The following is a 22913-nucleotide window of genomic DNA, read 5'->3' on the forward strand; positions in this document are numbered from 1 at the left end:
ACAAGGGGGCACCCGTCACACGGCCGGGGGTACCCGCGCCGAAGCGACACGACACCGCGACGAGCGGTGGGTCCGACGGTCGTGATCAGGGGACCAGCGGCGGGACCTGCGCGGCGACCAGGTGGGGGCCGGGCTCGGCCGCTGCCCGGCGGAGCGCGCCGGCCAGCTCCTGGGCCGTCGACGCGCGCACCGCGGGCATCCCCATCCCGGTGGCGAGTGCGACGAAGTCCAGCCGGGGCGAGCCGAGGTCGAGCAGCGAGCGCGCGGGGGAGTCCGCGGGCAGGGACGCGCCGACCCCGAGCAGCTCGCCGCGCAGGATCGCGTAGGCACCGTTGTCGTAGACGACGGTGGTGACGTCGAGGTTCTCCCGCGCGTGGGTCCAGAGCGCGGAGATCGTGTACATCGCGCTCCCGTCGGCCTGCAGGCACCAGACGGGCCGGTCGGGGCAGGCGACCGCCGCCCCCGTGGCTGCGGGGAGGCCGAACCCGATCGCCCCGCCGGTGAGGGTGAGCCAGTCGTGCCGGGCCGACCCGGCCGTGGCCTGCGGCAGGCTCGCGCCGGAGGTGACCGACTCGTCGACCACGATCGCGCCCTCGGGCAGCAGGGCACCGACGACCTCCGCCGCGGTCTGCACCGTCAGCGGGCCGGTCGGCAGCGCGGGCGGGGCGAACCCGGCGCGCGGGACGTCCGTGACGCCGGCGGCGACCAGGTCGGCCAGCGCCTCGAGGGCGACGGAGCCGGCGGCCCCGATCTCACTGACGCGGTGCACGGTGGCGCCCTCCGGCACCAGGTCGCCCTGCTTGCCCGGGTAGCCGAAGAAGGTGACGGGGGAGACGGCTCCGGCGAGCACGAGGTGCGTGGTGCCCTCGAGCTGCTTCCGCGCGACGTCGCCGGGGTAGGCGAGCCGGGAGATCGGCGGGACGCCCGCACCGCGCTCCAGCCGCGTCGGGAAGCACTCGGCGAGCACCCGGGCCCCGGTCGCGACCGCGATCCGGTGCGCCGCCACGAGCCCGCGCTCCCGCAGGCCCGTGCCGCCGACGAGCAGGGTGCAGGGCTCGCCGGACCAGAGCGCCTTGGCGGCGGACTCCAGGCCGTCGGCGTCGAGGGCCCCGCGGCCCGGGGCGGCCGGCGGCGCGACGGTGCCGGGCTCGAGTCCCGCGGCCGAGGTCCAGGCCACGTCGGCGGGCACGAGCAGGGTGGAGACGGCGGGCGGTGGGCCGCACGCCGCGGCCACGGCGTCGGCGGTGTCCCGGCCCAGGTCCGCGGTCGACAGGCTGCGGTGCACCCGGGCGGAGACCGTGCCGGCCAGCGCGTCGACGTCCGACTCCAGCGGGGCGTCGAGCGGCTTGTGGTCCAGCGCGTGGTCGCCGACGACGTTGACCACCGGCGTGCCGGCCCGTCGCGCGTTGTGCAGGTTGGCGGTGCCGTTGGCCAGGCCGGGCCCGAGGTGCAGCAGGGTGGCCGCCGGCTTGTCCGCCATCCGGGCGTAGCCGTCCGCGGCGCCGGTCGCCACGCCCTCGAACAGGGTCAGGACCGCGCGCATCCGGGGCTCGGCGTCGAGCGCCGCGACCAGGTGCATCTCGGACGTGCCGGGGTTGGCGAAGCAGACGTCGACGCCGGCGTCGACCAGGGTGCGCAGCAGCACCTGCGCGCCGGTGGTCTCCACTGCGGGCTCGGGTCCTGTCTCGGGTCCTGCCATGCCGCGACGCTACCCGGCGGTGGTCACCGCCACCTCGGTGTGCGGGTTCCCCTTGATCGTCTGCAGCACCACGCAGTACCGCTCGGTCAGCGTGACGAGGCTCGCGACCTGCTCCTCGTCTGCCGTGGTGTCCAGGGCGAAGGACAGCCGGACGTCCCGGAACCCGACCGGTGCCTCCTTGTCCACACCGAGCGTGCCGCGGAAGTCCAGGTCGCCCTCCGCGCGCACGGTGCCGGACACCTCCAGACCCATCGACGTCGCCACCGCCCGCAAGGTGACCCCCGCGCACGCGACCAGGGCCTCGAGGAGCATGTCGCCGGAGCAGAGCTGGGTGCCGTCGCCGCCGGTCGCGGGGTGCAGGCCGGCCTCGGCCAGCGCGGTCGCGGTGCGCACCCGGCAGGCCACGCCCGTGCCGTCGAGCTCCCCGTCCGCGTGCAACGTGACCACGGCGGACCCCGGGTCCTCCCGGTACTGCTTCTTCAGCGGGCCCTGCACGTCCCGCAGCTGGGTGGCGTCCATGGGAGCCATCGTCGCCCGGGGACGGGCCGATCTCCACCGGTACCCTCCCCGTCGTGACAGGGGTGATCCGGCAGGAGCGGGTGCTCACCGTCCCCAACCTGCTCAGCGTGCTGCGGCTGGCCGGGGTCCCGCTGTTCCTGTGGCTGCTGCTCGGCCCGCGGGCGGACGGCTGGGCCATCCTCGTGCTCGCCGTCGGCGGGGTCACCGACTGGGCCGACGGGAAGCTCGCCCGACTGCTGGACCAGTACTCCCGGCTCGGCGAACTCCTCGACCCCGCGGTCGACCGGCTCTACATCCTCTCGGCGTTGGTCGCGCTGGGTGTCCGGGACATCGTGCCGTGGTGGGTCGTCGCCGTGCTCGTGGCCCGCGACCTCGTCCTGGGGCTGTGCGTGTCCGTGCTGCGGCGCAACGGCTACGGTCCGTTCCCGGTGATCTACCTCGGCAAGGCGGCGACGTTCCTGCTGCTCTACGCCTTCCCGATCCTGCTGCTGGGGACCCGGGCGGGGTTCTGGGGCGAGCTCGCGCGGCCGTTCGGGTACGCCTTCGCGGCCTGGGGCGTGGCGCTCTACCTGTGGTCCGGCCTGCTGTACTTCGCCCAGTTCGTCCTGGCGATGCGCGCCGGACCGGTCCGCTCCGAGGACCCGCGGCCCGAGGTCTAGGCTGCGCAGCGTGACTGCCGAGCAGACCGCCACGCCGGACGACCTGCGGTACACCGAGGCCCACGAGTGGGTCCGGGTCCTCGACGGGAACCGGGTACGGGTCGGGGTCACCGACCACGCGCAGGAGCAGCTCGGCGACGTCGTGTTCGTGCAGCTCCCGGCGGTGGGGGACAGCTTCGCCCAGGGCGACGCGCTCGGCGAGGTCGAGTCGACCAAGTCCGTCTCGGACATCTACGCCCCGCTCGCGGGCGAGGTCGTCGCCGTCAACCAGGCCCTGGAGGACAGCCCGGAGATGATCAACTCCGCGGCCTACGGGGACGGCTGGATCGTCGAGCTGGAGCTCGGCGAGGGCGCCGCCGACGCCGTCGCGGAGCTGCTCGACGCGGCCGCCTACCGGCAGCTGGTCGAGGGCGCCTAGCGCCGTCCCCGGCCCCCGCGCACGGCCCCGGCACGATAGGTTCGGCGGGTCGTGCCGCGGCGGCCCGCACGACAGCAAGCCCCTGCGGCGCCCTCAGCGGCGCGGCCGGGACCGCACCACGCAGGAGGAGACCCCGAGGTGACCACGAACGACGGGCCCGGCGTTCCGCCGGAGCGTTCCCCGGAGACCACGTCGGTCTTCCGGGCGGACTTCCTGGCCGACGTCGAGCCGCCCGCCCAGGAGCAGCCGGTCTCGGGCGTCGACGCGCTGCCCCCCGGCTCCGCCCTGCTGGTCGTGCGCCGCGGCCCGAACGCCGGCTCGCGCTTCCTGCTGGACCGGCCGACCACGAGCGCCGGTCGGCACCCCGACAGCGACATCTTCCTCGACGACGTCACGGTCTCCCGGCGGCACGCGGAGTTCCGGCGCGACTCGGGTGAGTTCGTCGTCGTCGACGTCGGCAGCCTCAACGGGACCTACGTCAACCGGGAGCCGGTCGACACGGCCGTCCTCGCCAACGGCGACGAGGTCCAGATCGGCAAGTTCCGGCTCGTCTTCCTCACCGGGCCGGAGCCCGGGGCGGAGGGCTGACCGGGCGCGGGGGCGTTGCGGGGCGGAAAAGTCCGCGCCGACGCCCGTCCGGAGGCGCGCGAAGCACGGGTCGCGCGTGTAGCGTCGAGGATGTCGGACCCCAGGGTGAGGAGGCGGGCGCATGAGCGAGATGCGCGTCGTGGGAGTCAGGGTCGAACTGCCCGCCAACCAGCCCATCCTCCTGTTGCGGGAGACGCAGGGCGACCGCTACCTGCCGATCTGGATCGGCTCGGTGGAGGCCACCGCGATCGCGCTGGAGCAGCAGGGGGTCAAGCCCGCCCGTCCGCTGACCCACGACCTGCTCAAGGACGTGATCGGCGCGCTCGGGCGGCGGCTGGAACAGGTGCGGATCACCGATCTTCAGGAGGGCACGTTCTACGCCGAGCTGATCTTCGACGGCGGGATCACCGTGTCCGCGCGGCCGAGTGACTCGGTGGCGCTCGCGCTCCGCATCGGGGTGCCGATCCACGCCGACGAGAGCGTGCTCTCCGAGGCCGGGCTGGTCATCCCGGACGAGCAGGAGGACGAGGTCGAGAAGTTCCGCGAGTTTCTCGACTCCGTCTCCCCGGAGGACTTCCGGGGCGCCCAGCCGGGCTGATCCCCGAACCGTGCGAAGGTCGGTCGGGGGCGGGCGTGATCGTCGCTCCCGGTCGTCGGAAGGGCCCCGGTGGGGCGTCGACCCCGCCCGGGGATGCGGCCGATCGCCGACACGCCCGGGTGAGCAGGGCGTGCGGCGGCGTGGCGCGTTGACCGTCGGCGCCCGCGCGCTTACCGTCGGCTCCGTCAACAGGTGAGTGGTCGTCGGGACAGGAGGTCCCGACCGGCGGAGGGAGTGCCGTGGACGGGTCGTCGTCGTCCGACGGGCCCGAGCAGGGCGAGCTCTTCCCGGACCCGCTGATCGGAGAAGGCCTCGACGGCCTGCCGGACCAGCTCGTCGGGTTCCGTGGCCCCACCGCCTGCCAGGTCGTCGGCATCACCTACCGGCAGCTGGACTACTGGGCCCGCACCGGGCTCGTCGTCCCGTCGATCCGCGGGGCCGCCGGCTCCGGGTCGCAGCGCCTGTACTCGTTCAAGGACGTCCTGGTCCTCAAGGTCGTCAAGCGGCTGCTCGACGCCGGGGTGTCCCTCCAGAACATCCGGGTCGCCGTCGAGCACCTGCGCCGGCGGGGGATAAGAGATCTGGCGCAGATCACCCTCTTCTCGGACGGCACCACGGTGTACGAGTGCACCTCGCCCGAGGAGGTCGTCGACCTCCTGCAGGGCGGCCAGGGCGTGTTCGGGATCGCGGTCTCCGGCGCGATGCGCGAGATCAGCGGCTCCATCAAGGACTTCCCGGTCGAGCGTGCGGACGGCGGTTCGGTCGACGAGGCCCCGGAGGACGAACTCTCCCGACGCCGCGCCCGCCGCGCCATCAGTTGAGGCCCCGGGCGCGGCTCCCTGAGCCACCCCACCCGCCCCTTCTCCTCCGCAGATGAACATCAGGTCGTTCTGAGGGTCGCGAACTGCCCTGCGGTTCATCTCGACCGGCGGGAGCTGCACGCTCAGGCGGCGGGGCGGAAGGGGTCGTGTTCGGCGAGGAGCTTCTCCAGCCGCGCCTGGTCCACCCGGTTGACCACCGTGAGGCGCTCCTGCTTGTCCCGCACCGTCTTGGCGAGGGTGAAGGCCGAGGTCGTCACGTAGAGAACGGACACGGCGAGGAAGGCGCGCACCCAGGGGCCGGCGGGCAGGTAGAGCACGCCGACCGTCACGGCGGCGAGCGAGACGACGAACGACGCCGCCGCCTGCAGGTGGAACGCCGCGGTGGTCGACGGGACGGGACCGGTGCTGCGGTCCGAGCTGCTCATGCGGCGAGTCTGGCGGTGATCCCGGCCCGGTTCCTCGGTGGAACTACGGCATCCGGCGCTAGGCTGGTCGGGCAGTCGCCGATCCCGCGCGGGAGAGACCCGGTCGCACGTGGACCGGGCGCCGAAGGAGCAACTCCTCCCCGGAACCTCTCAGGCACCCGAGACCGCGAGGGTGAGACGCCTCTGGAAAGCGACGCCGGTGCGGGGACCACCGGGCCGGCGTCCGCCGACGGGGAAAGCCCGGCTCCGGCCGGGTGAATCTCTCAGGCACCCGGGTACCCCGGGTGGGGACAGAGGGGGAGGGCAGCACGTCCCGCTTGCCGTCCTGCCCACCGCCCGAAAGGTCGTCCTCGTGACCGACGCGCCGCCTGCTCCGTCGAGCACCACGTCCGCCCCGCCGCAGCTCTCGCTGGCCGAGCTCGAGGCGGGGGTCCCGTTCGCCGACCGGCACGTCGGGCCCCGGCCGGCCGAGCTCGAGCGCATGCTCGCCGCGATCGGCGTCGGCTCGCTGGAGGAGCTGGCCGACCGCGCGCTGCCGCCGAGCATCCGCGACACCGGCGAGGTGCCGACGTGCATCCCGGCACCCGCGTCGGAGACCGAGATGCTGGCCGAGCTGCGCGGGCTCGCCGACCGCAACACCGTGACCGTCCCGATGATCGGGCTGGGCTACGCGGGCACGGTCACCCCGCCGGTGATCCGCCGGCACGTGCTGGAGAACCCGGCCTGGTACACGGCCTACACGCCGTACCAGCCGGAGATCAGCCAGGGTCGGCTCGAGGCGCTGCTCGCCTTCCAGACCACGGTCGCCGACCTGACCGGGCTGCCGGTGGCCGGCGCGTCGCTGCTCGACGAGGCCACCGCGGCCGCCGAGGCGATGACGCTGCTGCGGCGGGCGGGCAAGGCGAAGAGCCCGCGGTTCGTGGTCGACGCCGACACCCTCCCGCAGACGGTCGACGTGCTGCGGACCCGCGCCGAGCCGCTCGGCATCGAGCTGGTGGTCGCCGACCTGGCCGACGGCCTGCCCGAGGGCGACCTGTTCGGCCTGCTCCTGTCGTACCCGGGCGCGTCCGGCCGCGTCGCCGACCCCCGGAGGCTGATCGAGGAGGCCCACGCCCGCGGGGGCCTGGTGGCGGTGGCCGCGGACCTGCTCGGGCTCACCCTGCTCACCCCGCCCGGCGAGCTCGGGGCCGACGCCGCGGTGGGCACGACCCAGCGCTTCGGCGTCCCGCTCGGGTTCGGCGGTCCCCACGCCGGCTTCCTGTCGGTGCGCCAGCAGTTCGCCCGCCAGCTGCCGGGCCGGCTCGTCGGCGTGTCCCGGGACGCCGACGGCAATCCCGCCCTGCGGCTCGCCCTGCAGACCCGTGAGCAGCACATCCGGCGGGAGAAGGCGACGTCGAACATCTGCACGGCGCAGGTGCTGCTCGCCGTCGTCGCGGCCTGCTACGCGATCTACCACGGCCCCGAGGGGCTCACCCGGATCGCCCGGCGCACCCACCGGATGGCCGCCGTCCTGGCGGCGGGGCTGCGCGCGGGCGGGGTCGAGGTTGCCTACGAGAACTTCTTCGACACCGTGGTCGCGCGGGTGCCGGGGCGTGCCGCCGAGATCGCCGACGCGGCGCACGCGGTCGGGATCTCCGTCCGCCGGATCTCCGCCGACGAGTTGGGCCTGGCCTGCTCGGAGCTGACCACCATCGCGCACCTCCGCGCGTTGTGGGAGGCGTTCGGGGTGGATGCGGACGTCGCCGACCTCGATGCCGCCACCCCCGACGCGCTGCCCGCGGACCTGCGGCGGGAGTCGGAGTTCCTCACCCACCCGACCTTCCACGAGCACCGCTCGGAGACCGCGCTCATGCGCTGGCTGCGCCGGCTCGCCGACGCCGACCTGGCCCTCGACCGCACGATGATCCCGCTGGGCTCCTGCACCATGAAGCTCAACGCGACCGCCGAGATGGAGCCGATCACCTGGCCCGAGTTCGCGGAACTGCACCCGTTCGCCCCCGCGGCGGACACCGAGGGAATCCGGGAGATGATCACGCAGCTCGAGCGCTGGCTCGCCGAGCTGACGGGGTACGCCGCCGTCTCCGTGCAGCCCAACGCGGGCAGCCAGGGTGAGCTCGCCGGGCTGCTGGCCATCGCCGCCTACCACCGCTCGCGCGGCGAGGCCGAGCGGAACGTCTGCCTGATCCCGTCGAGCGCCCACGGCACCAACGCGGCGTCAGCCGTCATGGCCGGGATGCGGGTGGTCGTGGTGGCCACCGATCCGGCGGGCAACGTCGACCTCGCCGACCTGCACGCCAAGATCGGCGAGCACGGGTCGGCCCTCGCCGCGCTGATGATCACCTACCCGTCGACCCACGGCGTGTACGAGGCCGAGGTGCGCGAGGTCTGCGCCGCGGTGCACGAGGCGGGCGGTCAGGTCTACGTCGACGGGGCCAACCTGAACGCGCTGCTCGGGCTCGCCCGGCCCGGTGCGTTCGGCGGCGACGTCAGCCACCTCAACCTGCACAAGACCTTCTGCATCCCGCACGGCGGCGGCGGCCCGGGCGTCGGGCCGGTTGCCGTGGCCGAGCACCTCGCGCCGTTCCTGCCCGGCCGCGGGGAGGTCGGACCGGTGTCGGCCGCGCCGTACGGGAGTCCCGGCGTGCTGCCGATCTCCTGGGCCTACATCCGGATGATGGGCGTCGAGGGGCTGCGGCGGGCCACACTCACCGCGGTCGCGGCGGCCAACTACGTCGCCGCCCGGCTCGGCGAGCACTACCCGGTGCTCTACGCGGGCCGCGACGGTGCGGTCGCGCACGAGTGCATCCTCGACCTCCGCGGGATCACCAAGGAGTCCGGCGTGACGGTCGACGACGTCGCCAAGCGGCTCGCCGACTACGGCCTGCACGCCCCGACCATGTCCTTCCCGGTCGCCGGCACGCTGATGGTCGAGCCGACCGAGAGCGAGGACCTCGCCGAGATCGACCGGTTCGTCGCGGCCATGATCGGGATCCGGGACGAGATCCGCCGGGTGCAGGCGGGGGAGTGGCCGGTCGACGACAACCCGCTGCGCGGCGCGCCGCACACCGCGGCCTGCCTGGTGGACAAGTGGGACCACCCGTACCCCCGCGACCTCGCCGCCTACCCGACGGGTGCCGTACCCGGGGTGCACGACCGCAAGGTCTGGCCGCCGGTCCGCCGCATCGACCAGGCGCACGGCGACCGCAACCTGGTCTGCTCCTGCCCGCCCATCGAGGCCTACAGCTCCTGACCCCAGGTCACAAGTCCGAGCGAACGGCGCTCTCGCTCACTAGATGTGAGCGAGAGTGCCGTTCACCGGGTCGGTGAGGGCGGTGCAGAGGGCCAGGAGGCGGGTGCGGAGCGGTGCGGCGCGCTCGGCGAAGCCCTGCTGTGCCCGGGCGTACTCGGCGCGGCCCTCGGGTGTTTCGATGCGCACCGGCGCGTAGCCGCGGTCGGCGAGGTCGTAGGGGCTGGCCCGCATGTCGAGCTCGCGGACCTCGGCAGCCAGCGCGAAGCAGTCCCCGAGCAGCTCGGCCGGGGTGGCCGGGAGCAGCTTGTACGCCCACTTGTAGAGGTCCATGGTCGCGTGCAGGCACCCCGGCTGCTCCAGCGCGACCTGGTCCTCGCGCGTCGGCTGGAGCCGGTTGAGCGGGCGCGCGGCCGCGGTGAAGAAGCGGAACGCGTCGTGGTGCGTGCAGGTGACCGGGATCGACTCGACGACGGCGTCGGTACCGGCCGAGCCGAGCCGCAGCGGCACGGCGCCGTGACGCGGCCGGTCGGTGCGGTAGACCATCGCCCACTCGTGCAGCCCGAAGCAGCCGTAGCGGGCGGGGCGGGCGGCCGTCGCGGAGACCAGCCCGTGCACGAAGCCGGCTGTGCGGTGCAGCCGTTCGGGCAGCAGCGCGGGATCGAGCACGACGCCGGCGCCGTCCGGCCGGTAGCCGGGGCGGTCGGCGAACCCGCGGACGTCGCCGAGGAGCCGGACGCCGGGGCCGGGCTGCCACTGCTCGAGCTGCGCGGGCCGCAGCGAGTAGTAGGTGAACAGGAAGTCCTGCACCGGGTGCGGCTCGCGGCGGCGCCGGCGCTCCCGGTGCGGCCCGGTCCAGCGCTCCATCCGGGTGCGGTGGGCGGCCGCCCGGGCCCGCCACGCGGGCTCGTCGAGTTCCTCGGTCACCACGCCCCGCAACGCTACGCGGCGGGGTCTGCCCAGGTCACCGGGGGTCGTGAGTGCCGAGTGCCCCTCGAGGGGCAGTCGGCACCCACGGGTCAGGACTCGCTGGTGTGGGTGGCGTCGCGGACCGTGCCGACGTAGTGCTCGATCAGGTCCTCCATGGCCACCATGCCGACCGTGGCGCCGAACCGGTCGACGGCCCGGGCGAGGTGTGCGCGGGTGGTGCGCAGGGCGGCGACGGCCTCGTCGAGCCGGGCGTCGGCGGGCACCTCGGGCAGGCCGCGGACCCGGGTGAGCGGGATGTCGGCGTCGGAATCGTCGATCACGTCGAGCACGTCCTTGACGTGCAGGTACCCGGTGAAGCGGCCGTCCGGGGCGCGCAGCGGGAAGCGGGAGAAGCCGGTCTGCTCCACCGCGCGCTGGACGTCCCCTACCCGCGGCCGCACGGGCAGCGAGACGAGCTCCCCGGCCGGCACGAGCACGTCGCCGACGGTCGCCTCGGCGGACCGCAGGGTGCGGGAGATCCGGGTGGACTCCTCGTCGTCGAGCAGGCCCTCGCGGCGCGAGTCCGCGATCATCTCCGACAGCTCGCCCGAGGTGAACGCCGTCTCCAGCTCGTCCTTCGGCTCGATCCGCAGCAGCCGCAGGGTGAGGTTCGCCAGGTGGTTGAACAGGTCGATGAAGGGCCGCATCACCGTCGTGAAGACCAGGAACGGCGGCACCAGCAGGATCGCCGCGCGCTCCGGGCCCGCGATCGAGATGTTCTTCGGCACCATCTCGCCGAGGAGGATGTGCGCCACCGACACCAGCGCGAGCGACAGCGCGAAGGCGATCGGGTGCAGCGCGGCCTCGGGCAGCCCCGCCCACTCCAGCGGCGCCTCGATGAAGTGCGCGACGGCGGGCTCGCCGAGCCGCCCCAGCAGCAGCGAGGCGATCGTGATGCCGAGCTGCGACGCCGCGAGCATCCGGGCCAGGTCGGCGCTCGCGCGCAGCACGGTCCGGGCCCCGGCGACGCCGCTGTCGGCCATCGCCTCCAGCCGGTCCTTGCGCGCGCTGATCAGGGCGAACTCCGCCATCACGAAGAACGCGTTGGCACCCAGCAGCAGGATCGCCGCCAGGACGGCGAGGACGTCGCTACCCACGGGCCACCGCCTCGGGCGCCAGCCGCGCGAGCCGCAGCTCGGCGACGCGGTTGCGGTCGCGGCGCATCACGGTGACCCGCCAGCCGTCGACCGCGACGTCGTCGCCCACGTCCGGGATCCGGCCCAGCCTCTCCAGCACCATCCCCGCCAGGGTCTCGTAGTCGCCCTCGGGCATCCGGAAGCCGGTGGCCTCGTCGACCTCGTCGGCGCGCATCAGCCCGGAGACGAGCCAGCTGTCCCGGCCGAGCGGGCGCACCCGGGCCTGTTCGGCACGGTCGTGCTCGTCCCGGACGTCGCCGACGATCTCCTCGATCAGGTCCTCGAGGGTCACCAGGCCGGCCGTGCCGCCGTACTCGTCGACGACGACGGCGGTCTGCAGGCCGGACTCGCGCAGCCGGGAGAGCAGTTCGTCGCCGTCGAGGGACGCGGGGACGATCTCGGCGGGCTGCACGAGGTCGCGGACCGGGGTGCCCGCCCGGGCGCTCGGCTCGACGCCGAAGGCCTGCTTGACGTGCACCAGCCCGAGGACGGCGTCGGGGTCGCCGTCGTGCACCGGGAAACGGGAGTGGCCGCTGCGCCGGGCGAGGGCGACGAGGTCGGCGACCGAGTCCGCGGCGTCGAGGGTGTCGACGCGCACCCGCGGGGTCATGAGGTCCTCGGCGACCCGGTCGGTGAACCGCAGCGACCGGTCGAGCAGCGCGGCGGTGCCCTCGTCGATCGTGCCGTGCTCCGCGCTGGAGCGGACCAGGGAGCTGAGCTCGTGCGGCGACCGGGCCGACCGCAGCTCCTCGGCGGGCTCCACGCCCAGCCGGCGGACGATCGCGTTGGCCGAGCTGTTGAGCAGGTCGATCAGCCAGCGGAAGGCGTGGGCGAACGCGCTCTGCAGCCAGACGACCGCGCGTGCGGTCTCCAGCGGCTTGGCGATCGCGATGTTCTTGGGCACCAGCTCGCCGAACACCATGGACAGGGTCGTGGCGATCAGCAGGGAGGCGATCGTGGCCGCGCCGGCCGACATCCCCTCGGACAGGCCGAGGGCCGTCAGCCCCGGCCGGATCAGCTCGGCGATCGCGGGCTCGGCGATGTAACCGGTGGCCAGGGTGGTGACCGTGATGCCCAGCTGGCTGCCGGACAGCTGGAAGGACAGCGTGCGGTGCGCCCGCTGCACGGCCCGCGCCCGCCGGTCCCCGACGGCGGCGACGTGCGAGTCGACCTGGCTGCGCTCCAGCGCGGTCAGCGAGAACTCCGAGGCCACCGAGATGGCAGTGCCCAGGGTGAGGGCGACCACGGCCAGCAGGCCGAGGAGGGAGAGGAGCACGGTCACCGGGGCCGCCGGAGGGGCCGGGCCGGGTGACGCTCCCGGGATCGGTGCGGCCGGGCCGAGCCCGGCGCGCTACTGCCTGACGGTCCTGCGGACGCGGACGGCAACGGGACTCCTGTCGGACTCGGGGTGCACGCGCCCCGGACGGCAGTACCAGGGGCGCCCGGCCGAGTCTAGGGCGCCCGGTGCCGTCCCGCGCCCGACGGTGGCCGCACCGGCGGCGGGTTCCTCCGGACGGACGCGGCCCCGGCCCCTCAGCCGGTCCGGACGACGACCTCCCGCGCGCCCCGGACCTGGCGAACCCGCTCCGCCTCGGCCTCGACGGCCCCGGTCTCGGCCGCCGTGAGGGGGCGGAACCCGTCGACGGTGATGTCCAGCACCCGCCCGCGCGCCCGGGTGCGCCACACCCCGGCGATCTCGCCGTCGACGGCCACCACCCCGGGGCGCTCCGGCCGCCCGCCAGATCACCGACCGGTGCTCCTTGGCCGGGACCAGCAGCTCCCGGTCCCGCCCCTGCAGGTACGGGTCGGAGGGCGGCAGCAGCCGGACGACGCCGGCCGGGTCCGGCGCGGGTCCGGTCAGCTCGTCGAGCAGCGCGGGCGGGCAGAGCACCGACCGGCCGTCGACGGTCACGGGCACGAGGCCGGCGGGCAGGGCCGGCCGGGCGGCCGTCGTGGACGTGCCGAGGAACCCGGCGACGTCCGAGGGCGAGGCGGGCGCGAAGAGGCCGAGGTAGGCGGCGACGACGGGGCCGGCGCCGGCGGCGTCGGCGGCGGGCAGCCCCGGCCAGTCCGGGATCGCCTCCAGGACAACGGGTTTCGTGCCCGGACGCAGCCGCGCCCCGGCCGGCAGCCCCGCCAGCCGGAGCAGCTGCTCGGCCACGTGGTGCACCCCGCACGGGCCGCACCACGGCGAGAGCGCCCCCGGGACGATCCGGGTGACCTCGGTGCTGAGCTCGCCCTTGACCAGCGGCCCGCCGGACAGCACGGTCGCGACCGCCTCGGCCACGGTCCGGATCGCGCCGCGGGCGGCCGCACCCTCCGTGGCGAGCCGGGCGCGCTGCCAGCCGAGCCGGGCGGCCGCGTCGGCGTCGGAGACCGGCCAGCAGGCCGCCGCCAACGCGACGAGGTCCGCGTCCGGGTGCAGGTGCGGGGCGCCGCGGTGCGACCACACCACGCTCGCGCCCGGCGGGGTGTCCGCGGGGATCTCCGGCAGCCGCGCGGCCAGGGCCAGCGGCAGCGATCCCGGCGGGGTGTCCTGCACGCCCAGGTGGAGGACCCGCAGGTCGGACGGACGGGCGGCCGTGCGGACGGCCAGCCCGTGCGCCGCGAACCGGTGGGCGAGGACGCGGCGGCGGTCCAGCGCGGGGGGCGTCCCGGACATACCGTTCATCCTCCCGGGTATCCCGTGGGGACCTCCGATCGATCACGCGTCGCGGCGGAGTGGTTCACCCCACGTCGCGGGGTCGGCCGGCCGATCGACGTCTAGGTTGGACCTCCATCGCACCCGAAGAACCCGACAGGACCGAGGTCCCGATGCCCGCGACGGTGCAGGCCACAGAGCAGACCGACCGCCGTGCCCCACGGCACGTGCTCCCGCCCGGCGTCCCGGGCGCCTCCCTCGGCCATCGCGACGGGGGCTCCTCGCCCTTCGTCGACTTCGACCGCGCCTCGTGGGCCCGGCTGGGGGAGACGAGCCCGCTGCCGCTCACCGCGGCGGAGCTGGAGCGGGTGCGCTCCCTGGGCGACGCGGTCGACCTCGCCGAGGTGCGCGAGGTCTACCTGCCGCTGTCCCGGCTGCTGAACCTGCACGTGCAGGAGGGCGGGCGGCTCTACCGGGCCTACCGGACCTTCCTGGGCGGCACGGCCGCGCGCACGCCCTTCGTGATCGGGGTCGCGGGTTCGGTCTCGGCGGGCAAGTCCACGACCGCGCGCCTGCTGCGGCTGCTGCTCGCCCGCTGGCCCCAGCACCCCCGGGTGGAGCTGGTCACCACGGACGGCTTCCTGTACCCCAACGCCGAGCTGGAGCGGCGCGGGCTCATGCAGCGCAAGGGGTTCCCCGAGTCCTACGACCGGCGGGCGCTGCTGCGGTTCGTCACCGAGGTCAAGGCGGGCCGCGCCGAGGTGACCGCGCCGGTGTACTCCCACCTGGTCTACGACATCGTCCCGGACGAGCGGCTGGTCGTCCGGCGCCCGGACATCCTGCTGATCGAGGGGCTCAACGTCCTGCAACCGGCCTCGGGCAACACGGCCCTGACGGTCAGCGACTTCATCGACTTCTCGGTCTACGTCGACGCCGCCACCCAGGACCTGCGCCGCTGGTACGTCGACCGCTTCCTCAAGCTGCGCGAGACCGCCTTCCGCGACCCGGCCTCGTACTTCCGCCGGTACGCCGAGCTGGACCACGACGCGGCCGTGGCGCACGCCGAGAACATCTGGGCCACGATCAACGGGCCGAACCTGGAGGAGAACATCCTCCCGACCCGCGGCCGGGCCAGCCTGGTACTCACCAAGGGCCCGCGGCACGACGTCACGCGGATCCGGCTCCGGAAGGTCTGACGGCGCAGGCCAGGGGGACCGGGCACTGTCCGAACTGTCCGGCTGGCAGGATGGGTGGATGACCGCGGAGCACGTCCCGCCGCCCGATCACCCGGTCGAGACCCCCGTCGCACCCGACGTGGAGGACCCGGAGCTCACCGAGGAGGCCACCCGGCTGCGGCTCGCCGTCGGCCGGCTGCATCGGCGGATCCGGATCGACGGCGGGGACTCGCTGCCCCCGTTGCAGCTCTCCGCGCTGGTGACGATCGCGATGCACGGCCCGCTGCGGCTCTCCGAGCTCGCGAAACGCGAGGCCGTCACGGCTCCGACCATGTCCCGGGTGCTCGGCGCGCTCGACGACCAGGGCCTGGTCGTGCGCACGCCGGACCCGCAGGACGCCCGCGGCGTGCTGATCACGCTGTCGGACACCGGACGGGTCCGGCTGGACGAGATCCGCACCCACCGGACCGCGCTCGTCGCCCGCCGGCTGCAGCGCCTCGACGCCGAGCAGCGCGCCGTCATCCGGGCGGCGCTGCCCGCGATCGAGGCCCTGCTCGAGGACGAGTAGGCACGGAGGACGGGCTCAGGCCGGCGCGCCGTCGACCAGCACCTCGACGCCGTCGCCCCAGAAGCTGAGCAGGCCCGCGACCCGGCTCGACTCCGGCAGCGGGGTCTCGTACTCCCAGGCCGCGTCGGCGATCTCGGTGCCGTCGGGCAGCACCGCGGTCCAGTAGCGCGCCTCGCCCTTGTAGGGGCAGCGCGTGCGGGTGTCCGACGGGCGCAGCTCCACCCGGACCGCGTCCCTCGGCAGGTACCAGCGGTTCGGCAGCCCGGTCTCGGAGAGCACGGCCGGCGCGTCGGAGTCCGCGAGCACCGTGTCGCCGTGCCGGACCTGGACATGGCGGCGGGTCGGCCGGACGTCGACGCGGGTGTACGGGTCGGTGAGGTGGGCGAAGACCTGCTCCTCCTCGTCGTACCAGGCGTCGAGGGCGTTCCAGTAGAAGGCGGCGTAGCCCTTCAGCCACGGGGCCTCGGGCTTCGGCTCGGGGTAGGACCAGACGGCGTTCTCCGCGGTCCGGTCGCCCACGACCAGCGAGTGGTAGCTCGCGTCGCCCTTGAACGGGCAGTGCGTCGAGTGGTCGGTGGGGACGAGCGCGTCCGCGTCGACGTCGTCGAACGGCACGTAGAGCACGGGGAGCAGGGCGGTCTCGTGGACCAGCACGCCCCGGGTGGTGTCGACAACCGTCCGGCCGGCGAACTCCGCGCGGATGCGGCGCGGGAAGGGTTGGGCGAACAGCTTGTGGGCCGGGCCGTCGATCGCGTAGTTGACGGTGGTGGGTGAGTCGGGGGCCAGGGGTCCCTCGCGTCGGGTGAGTCCCATGTCACGGCCAACCCGCCGGCACGGTGCGGCATTCCGCCGTGCACGCTGAGTGGTGCTCCGGAACCACTCACCGCGCACGGCGGGTCAGCGCAGATCGAGCGCCACGTCGTAGTCCCGCAGCCAGGCGTCGACGTCGAGGACCCGCTCGAGCTGGGTGCGGGCGTGCATCCCGGTGGTCCCGTCGAGCGGGGCGTCGATCCGGGCCGCGACGACCGCGCGGTCGATCAGCGGGGCACCGGGAGTCGTCGCGGCGCAACAGGTCCGCGGCATGCTCGCGCAGCTCCTTCTCGTGGGTGTCGTCCTGCGTCGACGGGTACGGGCTCTTCACCCGCTGCACCACGGACTCGGGCAGCAGGTGCGCCGTGGCGTGCCGCAGCAGGCTCTTCTCCCGGCCGTCGAAGGTCATGTGCGCTCACGGCGTGCCGAAGACGTACTCGACGAGCCGGTGGTCCGGGTCGTGGAAGTCCCGGTACCCGCCGAAGACCTCGTCCGCGGACTCGCCCGAGGGCGCCACCGTCGACCGCCCCCGGAGCTGCCGGTACCGCTCCTCGCGCAGCCCGTCGCGGGTGACCCGCACGACCGCGCCCGGCGGCACCTCGCGCATCCCGGCGAACACCGCGTTCGACGGGTCGTCCACCCAGGACAGCAGCCGGCGCAGGCCGTCGAGCATGACCCGGCGCTCCACCCGCGGGTCGGCGAGGATCGCCTCGGGCTCGGAGCGAACAGCACGCCGTCGGCGGTGGGCAGGTAGTGGAGCGGCTTGATCCCGAGCCGGTCGCGGACCGGCACGAGCTCCTGGGCCGCCGGGTCCCACAGCGCGTAGGCGAACATGCCGTTCATCCGCCGGACGCCCTCGCGCGGGTCGCGCCGGCCCAGCGCGGCGTGGGCGTGGGCGTCGAGATGATCGGATTGCACGACGAAACATTGCGGGCCGCAATACGGGTACGATCGATTCATGCCCGAACGACCGATTTCCGCGGAGGGGTGACCCAGTGACGTCGACCACTGGTGCGGTCGCGCCCGAGAATCCGGCCCAGGACTCGCTGCACCGCCTCGAACACGAGATCACCGTGCTGATCCGGCGCACGCTGGAGCCCGTCTGGTCCGGCGGCTACGGCGCGCACGAGGCCGTGGACCGCTACACCTATCCCGTGCTCGCCGCGCTCGACGAGAACGGGGCGCAGTCGCTCACGCTGCTCACCGCGCGGCTGGGCGTGAGCAAGCCGACGGCGAGCCGGCAGGTCTCCCGGCTCTCCCGCGCCGGGCTCGTCGACGTCCGGCCGGACGAGCGCGACTCGCGGTCCGTCGTCGTGTCGCTGACCGCCGAGGGCCTGGCCCAGCGGGAGCTCGTCCGCGAGGCCCGGCTTCGCCCGCTGCAAGCCGTGCTGGAGTCCTGGCCGCAGGAGGACCGGGAGTCGCTCGGCATGCTGCTCGAGCGGTTCAACGAGGACCTGGACACGTACCGGGAGCAGGGCGGACGCTGAGCGGCACGGGCCGCACGGCGGGCGGCCCGACCGGTACCCCCGGACGGCGGCGGGGCGGGGCGACGAACGGGCGACACGCTGTGCCCGGCACGGCCCGGCACGGGGGACCCCGGTGATGCCATAGTGGGGGTGCCGGCCACGTCCCGGTCGCGTCACGTATCGCGCCCGGCGTCCGGGCGCTCCGACAGGGGGAGGGGGAGCCGGTGGACACGCTCGTCGCGCTGGTCGGGCAGCTGCTGTCCGTGCTGCGCGAGACCGTGGCCCCGCAGGCCTGCCCGGGTGTCTGGGCCTGGGCGACGTCGGCGCTGGGCCTCGGCGTCGGGCTCCTGCCCGCCGCGGGCGCCCTGGTCGTGGCGCTGCTGCGGCGGCGCTTCGGTGCCGCCTACGGCGGCGGGCGCGGGGTGCTCCTGGCCGGGATCGGCCTGCTCACCGCCGGACTGCTCCCGCTGCTCGTGTTCGTGGCCGCGGGGCGGGTGTTCGCCGCCTCCGCCGTCCGCGGTGCCGACGTGCCCGGCCTGACCGGTGCCGCGGCGCGCTCGCTGCGCTCCACCGAGTGCTTCGTCGGGTCGCAGAGCACCTACCTCGGCTCCGGCACCGTCGGCGACGCGTTCGACCCTTCGGACCCGGTCCGGCTCGGCGTCGCCGTCCTGCTGCTCGGCATCGTGCCCCTGATCACCGCGGTGTTCGTCGGGATCCAGGCCCGGCTGGCGCTGCGCCGCGGGCCCGCCTGGCCCGCCCGGTTCTTCTGGGGCCCCACCCTGGCGCTGGCCGTGCTCACCGCCGGCGTGCCCGCGGGCGCGTCCGAGCACCTCTGGGTCGGGGCCTGCCTGGGCGCCTTCGCCGGCATGCTGCTGGTCAGCGCCGTGCCGCCGCCGTCCCGTGAGACGGTCCGGCGCTCGCTGCAGCCCGCGGGCCCGGCCCGCGAGAAGCGGCCGGCCGAGACCGGCGAGCAGCGGCTCGCCCGCCTCAAGGAGCGGATGCAGCCGATCGTGCAGCTCCCCTCCGCGGAGGAGCGCCGGGCGGACCGCTCCGCGCAGGAACCTCGCCCGCAGTACGCCGACTTCGACAGCAGCCGGCTGCCCGTCGCGCCGCCGCCGACCGCCGTTCCGCAACCCCGCGCCGGCGGTCCCGCGCCGCTCGCGGCCGCGCCGGGCGCGCTGCCGCCGATCCCCGGCCGCGGGCCCGGCGGCTTCGGCCCGCCTCCGGGGCGCCCCACCGGCCCGGGCGGCACCCTCGCGGCTGCCGGACCGTTCCCCGGCCCGCCCGCCGCGATGGGTGCCGTCCCGGTGGGCGGCGCCCCGCTGAACGGCAGGGCGCCGCGCTTCCGGGTGCTGCAGCGCATCGGCGCCGGCGGCTTCGGCCGGGTCTGGCTGGCCCACGACGCCAAGCTCGGGCGCACCGTCGCGCTCAAGTCGGCCCACGCGCCCGACGGCGAGACCGAGGAGCGGATCCGTCGCGAGGCGGCCGCGCTGGCCGCCGTCCGGCACCCGCAGTGCGTCCAGATCCACGACCTGGTGCACGCCAAGTCCGATCCCGGCCTGTCCCAGCTCGAGGGCCTGGTCATCGTGATGGAGTACGTCGAGGGCGTGCCGCTCTCGCGGCTGGTGCAGGAGCGCGGGCCGGTCGACGACGTGTCCGCCGCCCGGATCTGGAGCGGCGTCGCCGGCGCCCTCGACGCGGCCCACCGCCGCGGGGTGCTCCACCGCGACCTCAAGCCGGGCAACGTGATCGTCGACGCCGCCGGGCACCCGCACCTGATCGACTTCGGCATCGCCCGCCGGACCGGGGACTCCACGCTGACCATGACGGGCTTCGTGCTGGGCACACCGGACTACCTCGCGCCCGAGGTCGCCGCGGGACAGAAGGCCACCACGCGCTCGGACATCTGGCAGCTGGCGGCCACGGTGTCGTTCGCGCTCACCGGCTACCCGCCGCGCGGCGGGCACGCCGACGCGATCTCCGGGCTGCGGGCCGCCGCCGTCGGGGCCAAGCTCACGCACCTGCCCCGGCGCACCGCGCACCTCTCGCTGCTCAAGCAGGCCCTGCGCACCGACCCGGACCGCCGGCCGGACCTGGTCACCACCCAGCGGTCGCTCGACGAGTGGCTGCGGCGGACGGGCGTGCCGGTCGCGGGCCCGGTGGGGGCGGGCACCGCCCGGCCGTGACGGCCGCCGTGCCCGCCGGCGTCCGGGACCGGATCGCGGGCGTCGACGCGGCGCGCGGGATCGCGCTGCTCGGCATGATGGCCACGCACGTCCTGCCGCTGCACACCGCGACCGGGGAGACGCTCACCGGCGCGGTCGCCGCCGGCCGGGCCTCCGCGTTGTTCGCGCTGCTCCTCGGGGTGGGGATCGCGCTCGGCACGGGCGGTCACCTCGGGTTGCGGCCGCCGGATCCCCCGGGACCGCCGCTCGGCCGGCTGCATCTCGCCGCGGCGGCGGGCCTGGTCGTGCGGGCGGTGCTGGTGGCGCTGCTCGGGCTCGCGCTCGTGGAGCTCCGGCCGCCGGTCGCGGTCATCCTCGCCTACTACGGCCTGCTCATCCTCCTGGCGATCCCGCTGCTGCGGCTGCGGGCCGGGGTGCTCGCGGCCGGCGCGATGGTCGCGGGCGGTGTCACGCCCGTCCTGAGCGTGCTGCTGCGCGAGGGGCTGCCGCCCGGCCCCGGCGCCCAGGTCGGGCTCTCGTCGCTGGGCGAGCCCGGGAGCGCGCTCGGGACCCTGCTGGTCACCGGCTACTACCCGGTGCTGACCTGGTCGACCTACCTCCTCGCCGGGCTGGCCGTGGGGCGGCTCGACCTGCGCCGCGCCCGCACGGCGTGGTGGATGCTGGGCGGGGGCGCCGCGCTCGCGGTCGCGGCGACGGTCGTGTCGGCGGTCCTGCTGGCGGCCGGCGGGGCCGAGACGATCACCGCCGGCTCGGGCGCCGACGCCCTGCGGGTGCAGCGCTACGGCACCGTCCCCGCCGACACCTGGTGGTGGCTCGCCGCCGAGGTGCCGCACTCCGGCACCCCGCTGGACCTCGCGCAGACCACCGGCAGTGCCCTGGCCGTGCTGGGCGCGGCGCTGCTGGTCGCGGAACGGGTCCCGAGGCTCGTCGTGCCGCTCGCGGCGATCGGCGCGGTGCCGCTCACGCTGTACGCCCTGCACGTCGCCTCGCTCGCGATCCTCGGGAACACCGGAGTCGTGACGTTGCTCTGGCACGTCGGCTGGTGCCTGGCGATCGGGCTGGTCGCCCGCGCCCTGCGGATCGGGGGCCCCGCCGAGGCGGTGGTGTCCGCGGCCTCCCGTACCGCCCGCCGGGCCGTGCTCCGGTCCACGGGCTGATCTGCCAGCCGGAGGCGTCAAAGAAGCCGTTCGGCGCAGAAAGATCGTTCCGCGGCGCAACCCCTCGGCCGTCCCGCCCGTCCCCCTGACAGGAGCCGACCTCTCCCGGTCGGCTCCCGCCGGACCGGGGGTCCGGCGTCGGGGAAGGGGAGACATGTCGATCACGATCATCCGCCGGCTCGCCGCGGCCGGCGTGGCCGTCGCCGCGCTCCTGCTGGCCGGCTGTTCCGGCGGTACGGACGAGGTCAACGGCGGCACACCGGCCGGGAGCGGTACACCGACGACAGCGCCGGCCACACCGCCCGCGAGCACCACCGCCGCGGCGGCCACGAGCGGCGGCGACCCGCTCAGCCCGCCCAACTGCCCCACCGCCTCGCTGCGGATCACCCTGGGCGACGGCGACGCCGGTGCGGGCTCCAGCTACCGGCCGCTGATCTTCACCAACACCGGCGGGAGCACCTGCCAGCTGCGCGGGTTCCCGGGCGTCTCGTACGTGACCGGCGACGACGGGCACCAGGTCGGGCCCGCCGCGGCCATGTCCGGGGAGCGGGGCGGCGAGGTGCGGCTGGCGTCCGGCGGGTCCGCGGCGGCGCAGCTGCAGCTCGTGAACGTCCAGAACTTCGACGCCGCCGCCTGCCGGCCGACCCCCGTGCGCGGCCTGCGGGTCTACCCGCCGGGGAACACCCGGTCCGCCTTCGTGCCGTTCGAGACGACGGGGTGTGCGGCGGAGCAGCTGCCGGGGAACCAGCTGAGCGTGCAGACGATGACGGCGCACTGAGTCGGGGCGGCGCCCGTGCTGGGATGATCTGCGTGAGCGAACTCCTGCTGCTGTCGAACTCCACGAACCACGGCGCGCGGACGCTGGCGCACGCCCCGCTCGCGGAGTTCTACGAGGGCCGCGAGGTGCGCTTCGTGCCGTACGCCCTCGCCGACCACGCGGGGTACGCCGAGGCCATCGGCGCCGCCTTCGCCCGGGCCGGGCTGCGGCTGCGCAGCGTGCACACCGAGCCGGACCCGGCCGCGGCGCTGCGCACCGCCGAGGCGGTGTGGGTGGGCGGCGGCAACACGTTCCGGCTGCTCCGGGCCCTGCAGCGGCTCGACGGTCTCGCCGCGATCCGCGAGGCCGTCGCCTGCGGAGCCCGGTACGGCGGCGCGAGCGCCGGCAGCAACCTCGCCTGCCCGACGATCCGCACCACCAACGACATGCCGATCGTCGAGCCCGCGGGGTTCGCCGCACTCGGGCTCGTCGGCTTCCAGGTGAACCCGCACTACCTCGACCCGGTACCGGGGTCGGCCCACATGGGCGAGACCCGGGAGGAGCGGATCCGGGAGTTCCTCGAGGAGAACGCCCTGCCCGTCGTCGGGCTCCGCGAGGGCGGGTGGCTGCGGGTGTCCGGCGCGGCGGTGACGCTGCACGGGTCGGCGCGGGTGTTCCGCCGCGGTGCGGAGCCGGAGGAGTGCCGGACGGGGCCGCTCAGCCCGTGACCCGGGACGGGGCCCGGCCGACCGCGAGCCGCAGGCCGACCTCCACCAGTGCCCAGCCGACCCGTCGACGCAGGGGGGACGGAGAAACCGGGAGCCGCTGCGCGAGGCGGCGCCGGCGCGCGAGGCGGCGCAGCCGCGCGACCTCGGCGGCGCGGAGCAGGTCCGCGTGCCGTTCCCGGACGAGTCCGTCGGCGACGATCGGGTGCAGGACGGGGCCGGTCATACCGGATGTTGGTACCCGCCGGGCGACGGCGGGGCGATCGGTTTTCGCCCCGGGCGAGCGCCGTTCGCCATGGGAGTGCGGACGCGCGACGCCCGGTCCGCGGCGGGGCGGACCGGGCGTCGG

24 protein-coding genes, 2 pseudogenes and 1 riboswitch are annotated in these 22913 nt (G+C 75.2%); of the genes and pseudogenes, 13 read left to right on the top strand and 13 right to left on the bottom strand.

The genetic code is table 11. The features are described 5' to 3' along the window. Positions 1 to 85: 85 nt before the first annotated feature. Both ACQP04_RS18185 and ACQP04_RS18190 read right to left on the bottom strand, forming a co-directional pair. The gene (locus tag ACQP04_RS18185) at positions 86 to 1699 is read right to left on the bottom strand and encodes an acetolactate synthase large subunit (RefSeq protein WP_433508221.1); all 1614 of its coding nucleotides are present in this window, start codon (positions 1697 to 1699) and stop codon (positions 86 to 88) included. Positions 1700 to 1708: 9 nt separating this feature from the next. Next, positions 1709 to 2218, bottom strand: coding sequence for an OsmC family protein (locus ACQP04_RS18190; RefSeq protein WP_433508222.1), 510 nt, complete (start codon positions 2216 to 2218; stop codon positions 1709 to 1711). A gap of 53 nt (positions 2219 to 2271) precedes the next feature. On the opposite strand from ACQP04_RS18190, the gene ACQP04_RS18195 reads away from it, so the two are divergent. The 5 genes from ACQP04_RS18195 to ACQP04_RS18215 all read left to right on the top strand — a co-directional run bounded on the left by ACQP04_RS18195 (position 2272) and on the right by ACQP04_RS18215 (position 5302). Beyond that, the gene (locus ACQP04_RS18195; protein ID WP_433508223.1) at positions 2272 to 2877 is read left to right on the top strand and encodes a CDP-alcohol phosphatidyltransferase family protein; all 606 of its coding nucleotides are present in this window, start codon (positions 2272 to 2274) and stop codon (positions 2875 to 2877) included. 10 nt (positions 2878 to 2887) lie between these two features. Then, the gene (gene gcvH / locus ACQP04_RS18200; RefSeq protein WP_433508224.1) at positions 2888 to 3295 is read left to right on the top strand and encodes a glycine cleavage system protein GcvH; all 408 of its coding nucleotides are present in this window, start codon (positions 2888 to 2890) and stop codon (positions 3293 to 3295) included. A gap of 138 nt (positions 3296 to 3433) precedes the next feature. Further along, the gene (gene garA, locus ACQP04_RS18205) at positions 3434 to 3883 is read left to right on the top strand and encodes a glycogen accumulation regulator GarA (RefSeq protein WP_037038971.1); all 450 of its coding nucleotides are present in this window, start codon (positions 3434 to 3436) and stop codon (positions 3881 to 3883) included. A gap of 121 nt (positions 3884 to 4004) precedes the next feature. Continuing rightward, a complete protein-coding gene (locus ACQP04_RS18210) occupies positions 4005 to 4481 on the top strand; it encodes a bifunctional nuclease family protein (RefSeq protein ID WP_037038968.1) in 477 nt (158 codons plus the stop codon). 239 nt (positions 4482 to 4720) lie between these two features. Further along, positions 4721 to 5302 carry a MerR family transcriptional regulator gene (locus tag ACQP04_RS18215; RefSeq protein ID WP_433508225.1) on the top strand — a complete coding sequence of 194 codons (582 nt, stop codon included), beginning with the start codon at positions 4721 to 4723 and terminating at the stop codon, positions 5300 to 5302. 122 nt (positions 5303 to 5424) lie between these two features. Here ACQP04_RS18215 and ACQP04_RS18220 read toward each other — a convergent pair whose 3' ends face one another. Next, a complete protein-coding gene (locus ACQP04_RS18220; RefSeq protein ID WP_433508226.1) occupies positions 5425 to 5727 on the bottom strand; it encodes a YiaA/YiaB family inner membrane protein in 303 nt (100 codons plus the stop codon). A 79-nt stretch (positions 5728 to 5806) separates the two neighbouring features. Continuing rightward, positions 5807 to 5904: riboswitch (glycine riboswitch) on the top strand. A 175-nt stretch (positions 5905 to 6079) separates the two neighbouring features. Between ACQP04_RS18220 and gcvP the strand changes: the two genes are divergently transcribed. Further along, on the top strand, positions 6080 to 8977 hold the full coding sequence (gcvP, locus tag ACQP04_RS18225) for an aminomethyl-transferring glycine dehydrogenase (protein ID WP_433508227.1): 2898 nt from the start codon (positions 6080 to 6082) through the stop codon (positions 8975 to 8977). A 39-nt stretch (positions 8978 to 9016) separates the two neighbouring features. Here the strand turns inward: gcvP and ACQP04_RS18230 are convergent, their stop codons facing one another. The 4 genes from ACQP04_RS18230 to ACQP04_RS18245 form a co-directional block, all read right to left on the bottom strand. Further along, complete coding sequence (locus tag ACQP04_RS18230; RefSeq protein ID WP_433508387.1) at positions 9017 to 9841, bottom strand: 3-methyladenine DNA glycosylase; 825 nt, start codon at positions 9839 to 9841, stop codon at positions 9017 to 9019. Positions 9842 to 9993: 152 nt separating this feature from the next. Continuing rightward, entirely contained in the window at positions 9994 to 11040 is a 1047-nt protein-coding gene (locus tag ACQP04_RS18235) for a hemolysin family protein (protein WP_433508228.1), read from the bottom strand. Then, positions 11033 to 12361, bottom strand: a complete 1329-nt coding sequence (locus tag ACQP04_RS18240; RefSeq protein ID WP_433508229.1) for a hemolysin family protein — start codon at positions 12359 to 12361, stop codon at positions 11033 to 11035. The genes ACQP04_RS18235 and ACQP04_RS18240 overlap by 8 nt, the downstream gene beginning before the upstream one ends. A 69-nt stretch (positions 12362 to 12430) precedes the next feature. Further along, positions 12431 to 13741 (bottom strand): DNA glycosylase AlkZ-like family protein, encoded by a 1311-nt coding sequence (locus ACQP04_RS18245; protein ID WP_433508230.1) that lies wholly within the window; start codon positions 13739 to 13741, stop codon positions 12431 to 12433. A gap of 152 nt (positions 13742 to 13893) precedes the next feature. Here ACQP04_RS18245 and coaA point away from each other — a divergent pair, with 152 nt between their 5' ends. Then, complete coding sequence (coaA, locus tag ACQP04_RS18250; protein WP_358205638.1) at positions 13894 to 14916, top strand: type I pantothenate kinase; 1023 nt, start codon at positions 13894 to 13896, stop codon at positions 14914 to 14916. Positions 14917 to 14974: 58 nt separating this feature from the next. Further along, positions 14975 to 15463 (top strand): MarR family winged helix-turn-helix transcriptional regulator, encoded by a 489-nt coding sequence (locus ACQP04_RS18255; RefSeq protein ID WP_081923627.1) that lies wholly within the window; start codon positions 14975 to 14977, stop codon positions 15461 to 15463. A gap of 15 nt (positions 15464 to 15478) precedes the next feature. Here the strand turns inward: ACQP04_RS18255 and ACQP04_RS18260 are convergent, their stop codons facing one another. From ACQP04_RS18260 to ACQP04_RS18280, 5 genes and pseudogenes are all read right to left on the bottom strand, one after another. Next, complete coding sequence (locus tag ACQP04_RS18260) at positions 15479 to 16276, bottom strand: DUF427 domain-containing protein (RefSeq protein ID WP_433508231.1); 798 nt, start codon at positions 16274 to 16276, stop codon at positions 15479 to 15481. A gap of 84 nt (positions 16277 to 16360) precedes the next feature. Then, positions 16361 to 16546, bottom strand: coding sequence for a hypothetical protein (locus ACQP04_RS18265; protein ID WP_433508534.1), 186 nt, complete (start codon positions 16544 to 16546; stop codon positions 16361 to 16363). Positions 16547 to 16574: 28 nt separating this feature from the next. Next, a pseudogene (locus tag ACQP04_RS18270) lies at positions 16575 to 16682 on the bottom strand (asparagine synthase-related protein); the annotation flags it as partial. 6 nt (positions 16683 to 16688) lie between these two features. Then, positions 16689 to 16961: an asparagine synthase-related protein gene (locus ACQP04_RS18275; RefSeq protein WP_433508232.1), complete on the bottom strand. Its 273-nt coding sequence runs from the start codon at positions 16959 to 16961 to the stop codon at positions 16689 to 16691. Positions 16962 to 17050: 89 nt separating this feature from the next. After that, positions 17051 to 17233 (bottom strand): annotated as a pseudogene (locus ACQP04_RS18280) (hypothetical protein); the annotation flags it as partial. 35 nt (positions 17234 to 17268) lie between these two features. Here ACQP04_RS18280 and ACQP04_RS18285 point away from each other — a divergent pair. The 5 genes from ACQP04_RS18285 (at position 17269) to pepE (ending at position 22567) form a co-directional block, all read left to right on the top strand. Next, positions 17269 to 17760 carry a MarR family winged helix-turn-helix transcriptional regulator gene (locus ACQP04_RS18285; protein ID WP_051736536.1) on the top strand — a complete coding sequence of 164 codons (492 nt, stop codon included), beginning with the start codon at positions 17269 to 17271 and terminating at the stop codon, positions 17758 to 17760. Positions 17761 to 17963: 203 nt separating this feature from the next. Continuing rightward, positions 17964 to 19925, top strand: coding sequence for a serine/threonine-protein kinase (locus ACQP04_RS18290; protein ID WP_433508233.1), 1962 nt, complete (start codon positions 17964 to 17966; stop codon positions 19923 to 19925). Then, positions 19922 to 21082, top strand: a complete 1161-nt coding sequence (locus ACQP04_RS18295) for a heparan-alpha-glucosaminide N-acetyltransferase domain-containing protein (RefSeq protein ID WP_433508234.1) — start codon at positions 19922 to 19924, stop codon at positions 21080 to 21082. Before ACQP04_RS18290 ends, ACQP04_RS18295 begins: the two co-directional genes overlap by 4 nt. A 154-nt stretch (positions 21083 to 21236) precedes the next feature. Further along, entirely contained in the window at positions 21237 to 21860 is a 624-nt protein-coding gene (locus ACQP04_RS18300) for a DUF4232 domain-containing protein (protein WP_433508235.1), read from the top strand. Between the two features lie 32 nt (positions 21861 to 21892). Continuing rightward, positions 21893 to 22567: a dipeptidase PepE gene (pepE, locus tag ACQP04_RS18305; protein ID WP_433508236.1), complete on the top strand. Its 675-nt coding sequence runs from the start codon at positions 21893 to 21895 to the stop codon at positions 22565 to 22567. On the opposite strand, the gene ACQP04_RS18310 is transcribed toward pepE, so the two are convergent. Next, positions 22557 to 22790: a hypothetical protein gene (locus ACQP04_RS18310; protein ID WP_433508237.1), complete on the bottom strand. Its 234-nt coding sequence runs from the start codon at positions 22788 to 22790 to the stop codon at positions 22557 to 22559. The genes pepE and ACQP04_RS18310 overlap by 11 nt on opposite strands. Between the last annotated feature and the right edge of the window lie 123 nt (positions 22791 to 22913).

Source organism: Pseudonocardia halophobica (genome assembly GCF_050948485.1).
Classification (GTDB): domain Bacteria; phylum Actinomycetota; class Actinomycetes; order Mycobacteriales; family Pseudonocardiaceae; genus Pseudonocardia; species Pseudonocardia halophobica.

Bases quoted from the DNA above. Each gene is read 5' to 3' on its own strand.
- ACQP04_RS18220 (WP_433508226.1), bottom strand. From the start codon at position 5,727: ATGAGCAGCTCGGACCGCAGCACCGGTCCCGTCCCGTCGACCACCGCG.
- ACQP04_RS18190 (WP_433508222.1), bottom strand. From the start codon at position 2,218: ATGGACGCCACCCAGCTGCGGGACGTGCAGGGCCCGCTGAAGAAGCAG.
- ACQP04_RS18260 (WP_433508231.1), bottom strand. From the start codon at position 16,276: ATGGGACTCACCCGACGCGAGGGACCCCTGGCCCCCGACTCACCCACC.
- ACQP04_RS18255 (WP_081923627.1), top strand. From the start codon at position 14,975: ATGACCGCGGAGCACGTCCCGCCGCCCGATCACCCGGTCGAGACCCCC.
- ACQP04_RS18265 (WP_433508534.1), bottom strand. From the start codon at position 16,546: ATGCCGCGGACCTGTTGCGCCGCGACGACTCCCGGTGCCCCGCTGATC.
- coaA (WP_358205638.1), top strand. From the start codon at position 13,894: ATGCCCGCGACGGTGCAGGCCACAGAGCAGACCGACCGCCGTGCCCCA.
- ACQP04_RS18185 (WP_433508221.1), bottom strand. From the start codon at position 1,699: ATGGCAGGACCCGAGACAGGACCCGAGCCCGCAGTGGAGACCACCGGC.
- ACQP04_RS18230 (WP_433508387.1), bottom strand. From the start codon at position 9,841: ATGGAGCGCTGGACCGGGCCGCACCGGGAGCGCCGGCGCCGCCGCGAG.
- ACQP04_RS18245 (WP_433508230.1), bottom strand. From the start codon at position 13,741: ATGTCCGGGACGCCCCCCGCGCTGGACCGCCGCCGCGTCCTCGCCCAC.
- ACQP04_RS18300 (WP_433508235.1), top strand. From the start codon at position 21,237: ATGTCGATCACGATCATCCGCCGGCTCGCCGCGGCCGGCGTGGCCGTC.
- ACQP04_RS18210 (WP_037038968.1), top strand. From the start codon at position 4,005: ATGAGCGAGATGCGCGTCGTGGGAGTCAGGGTCGAACTGCCCGCCAAC.
- ACQP04_RS18310 (WP_433508237.1), bottom strand. From the start codon at position 22,790: ATGACCGGCCCCGTCCTGCACCCGATCGTCGCCGACGGACTCGTCCGG.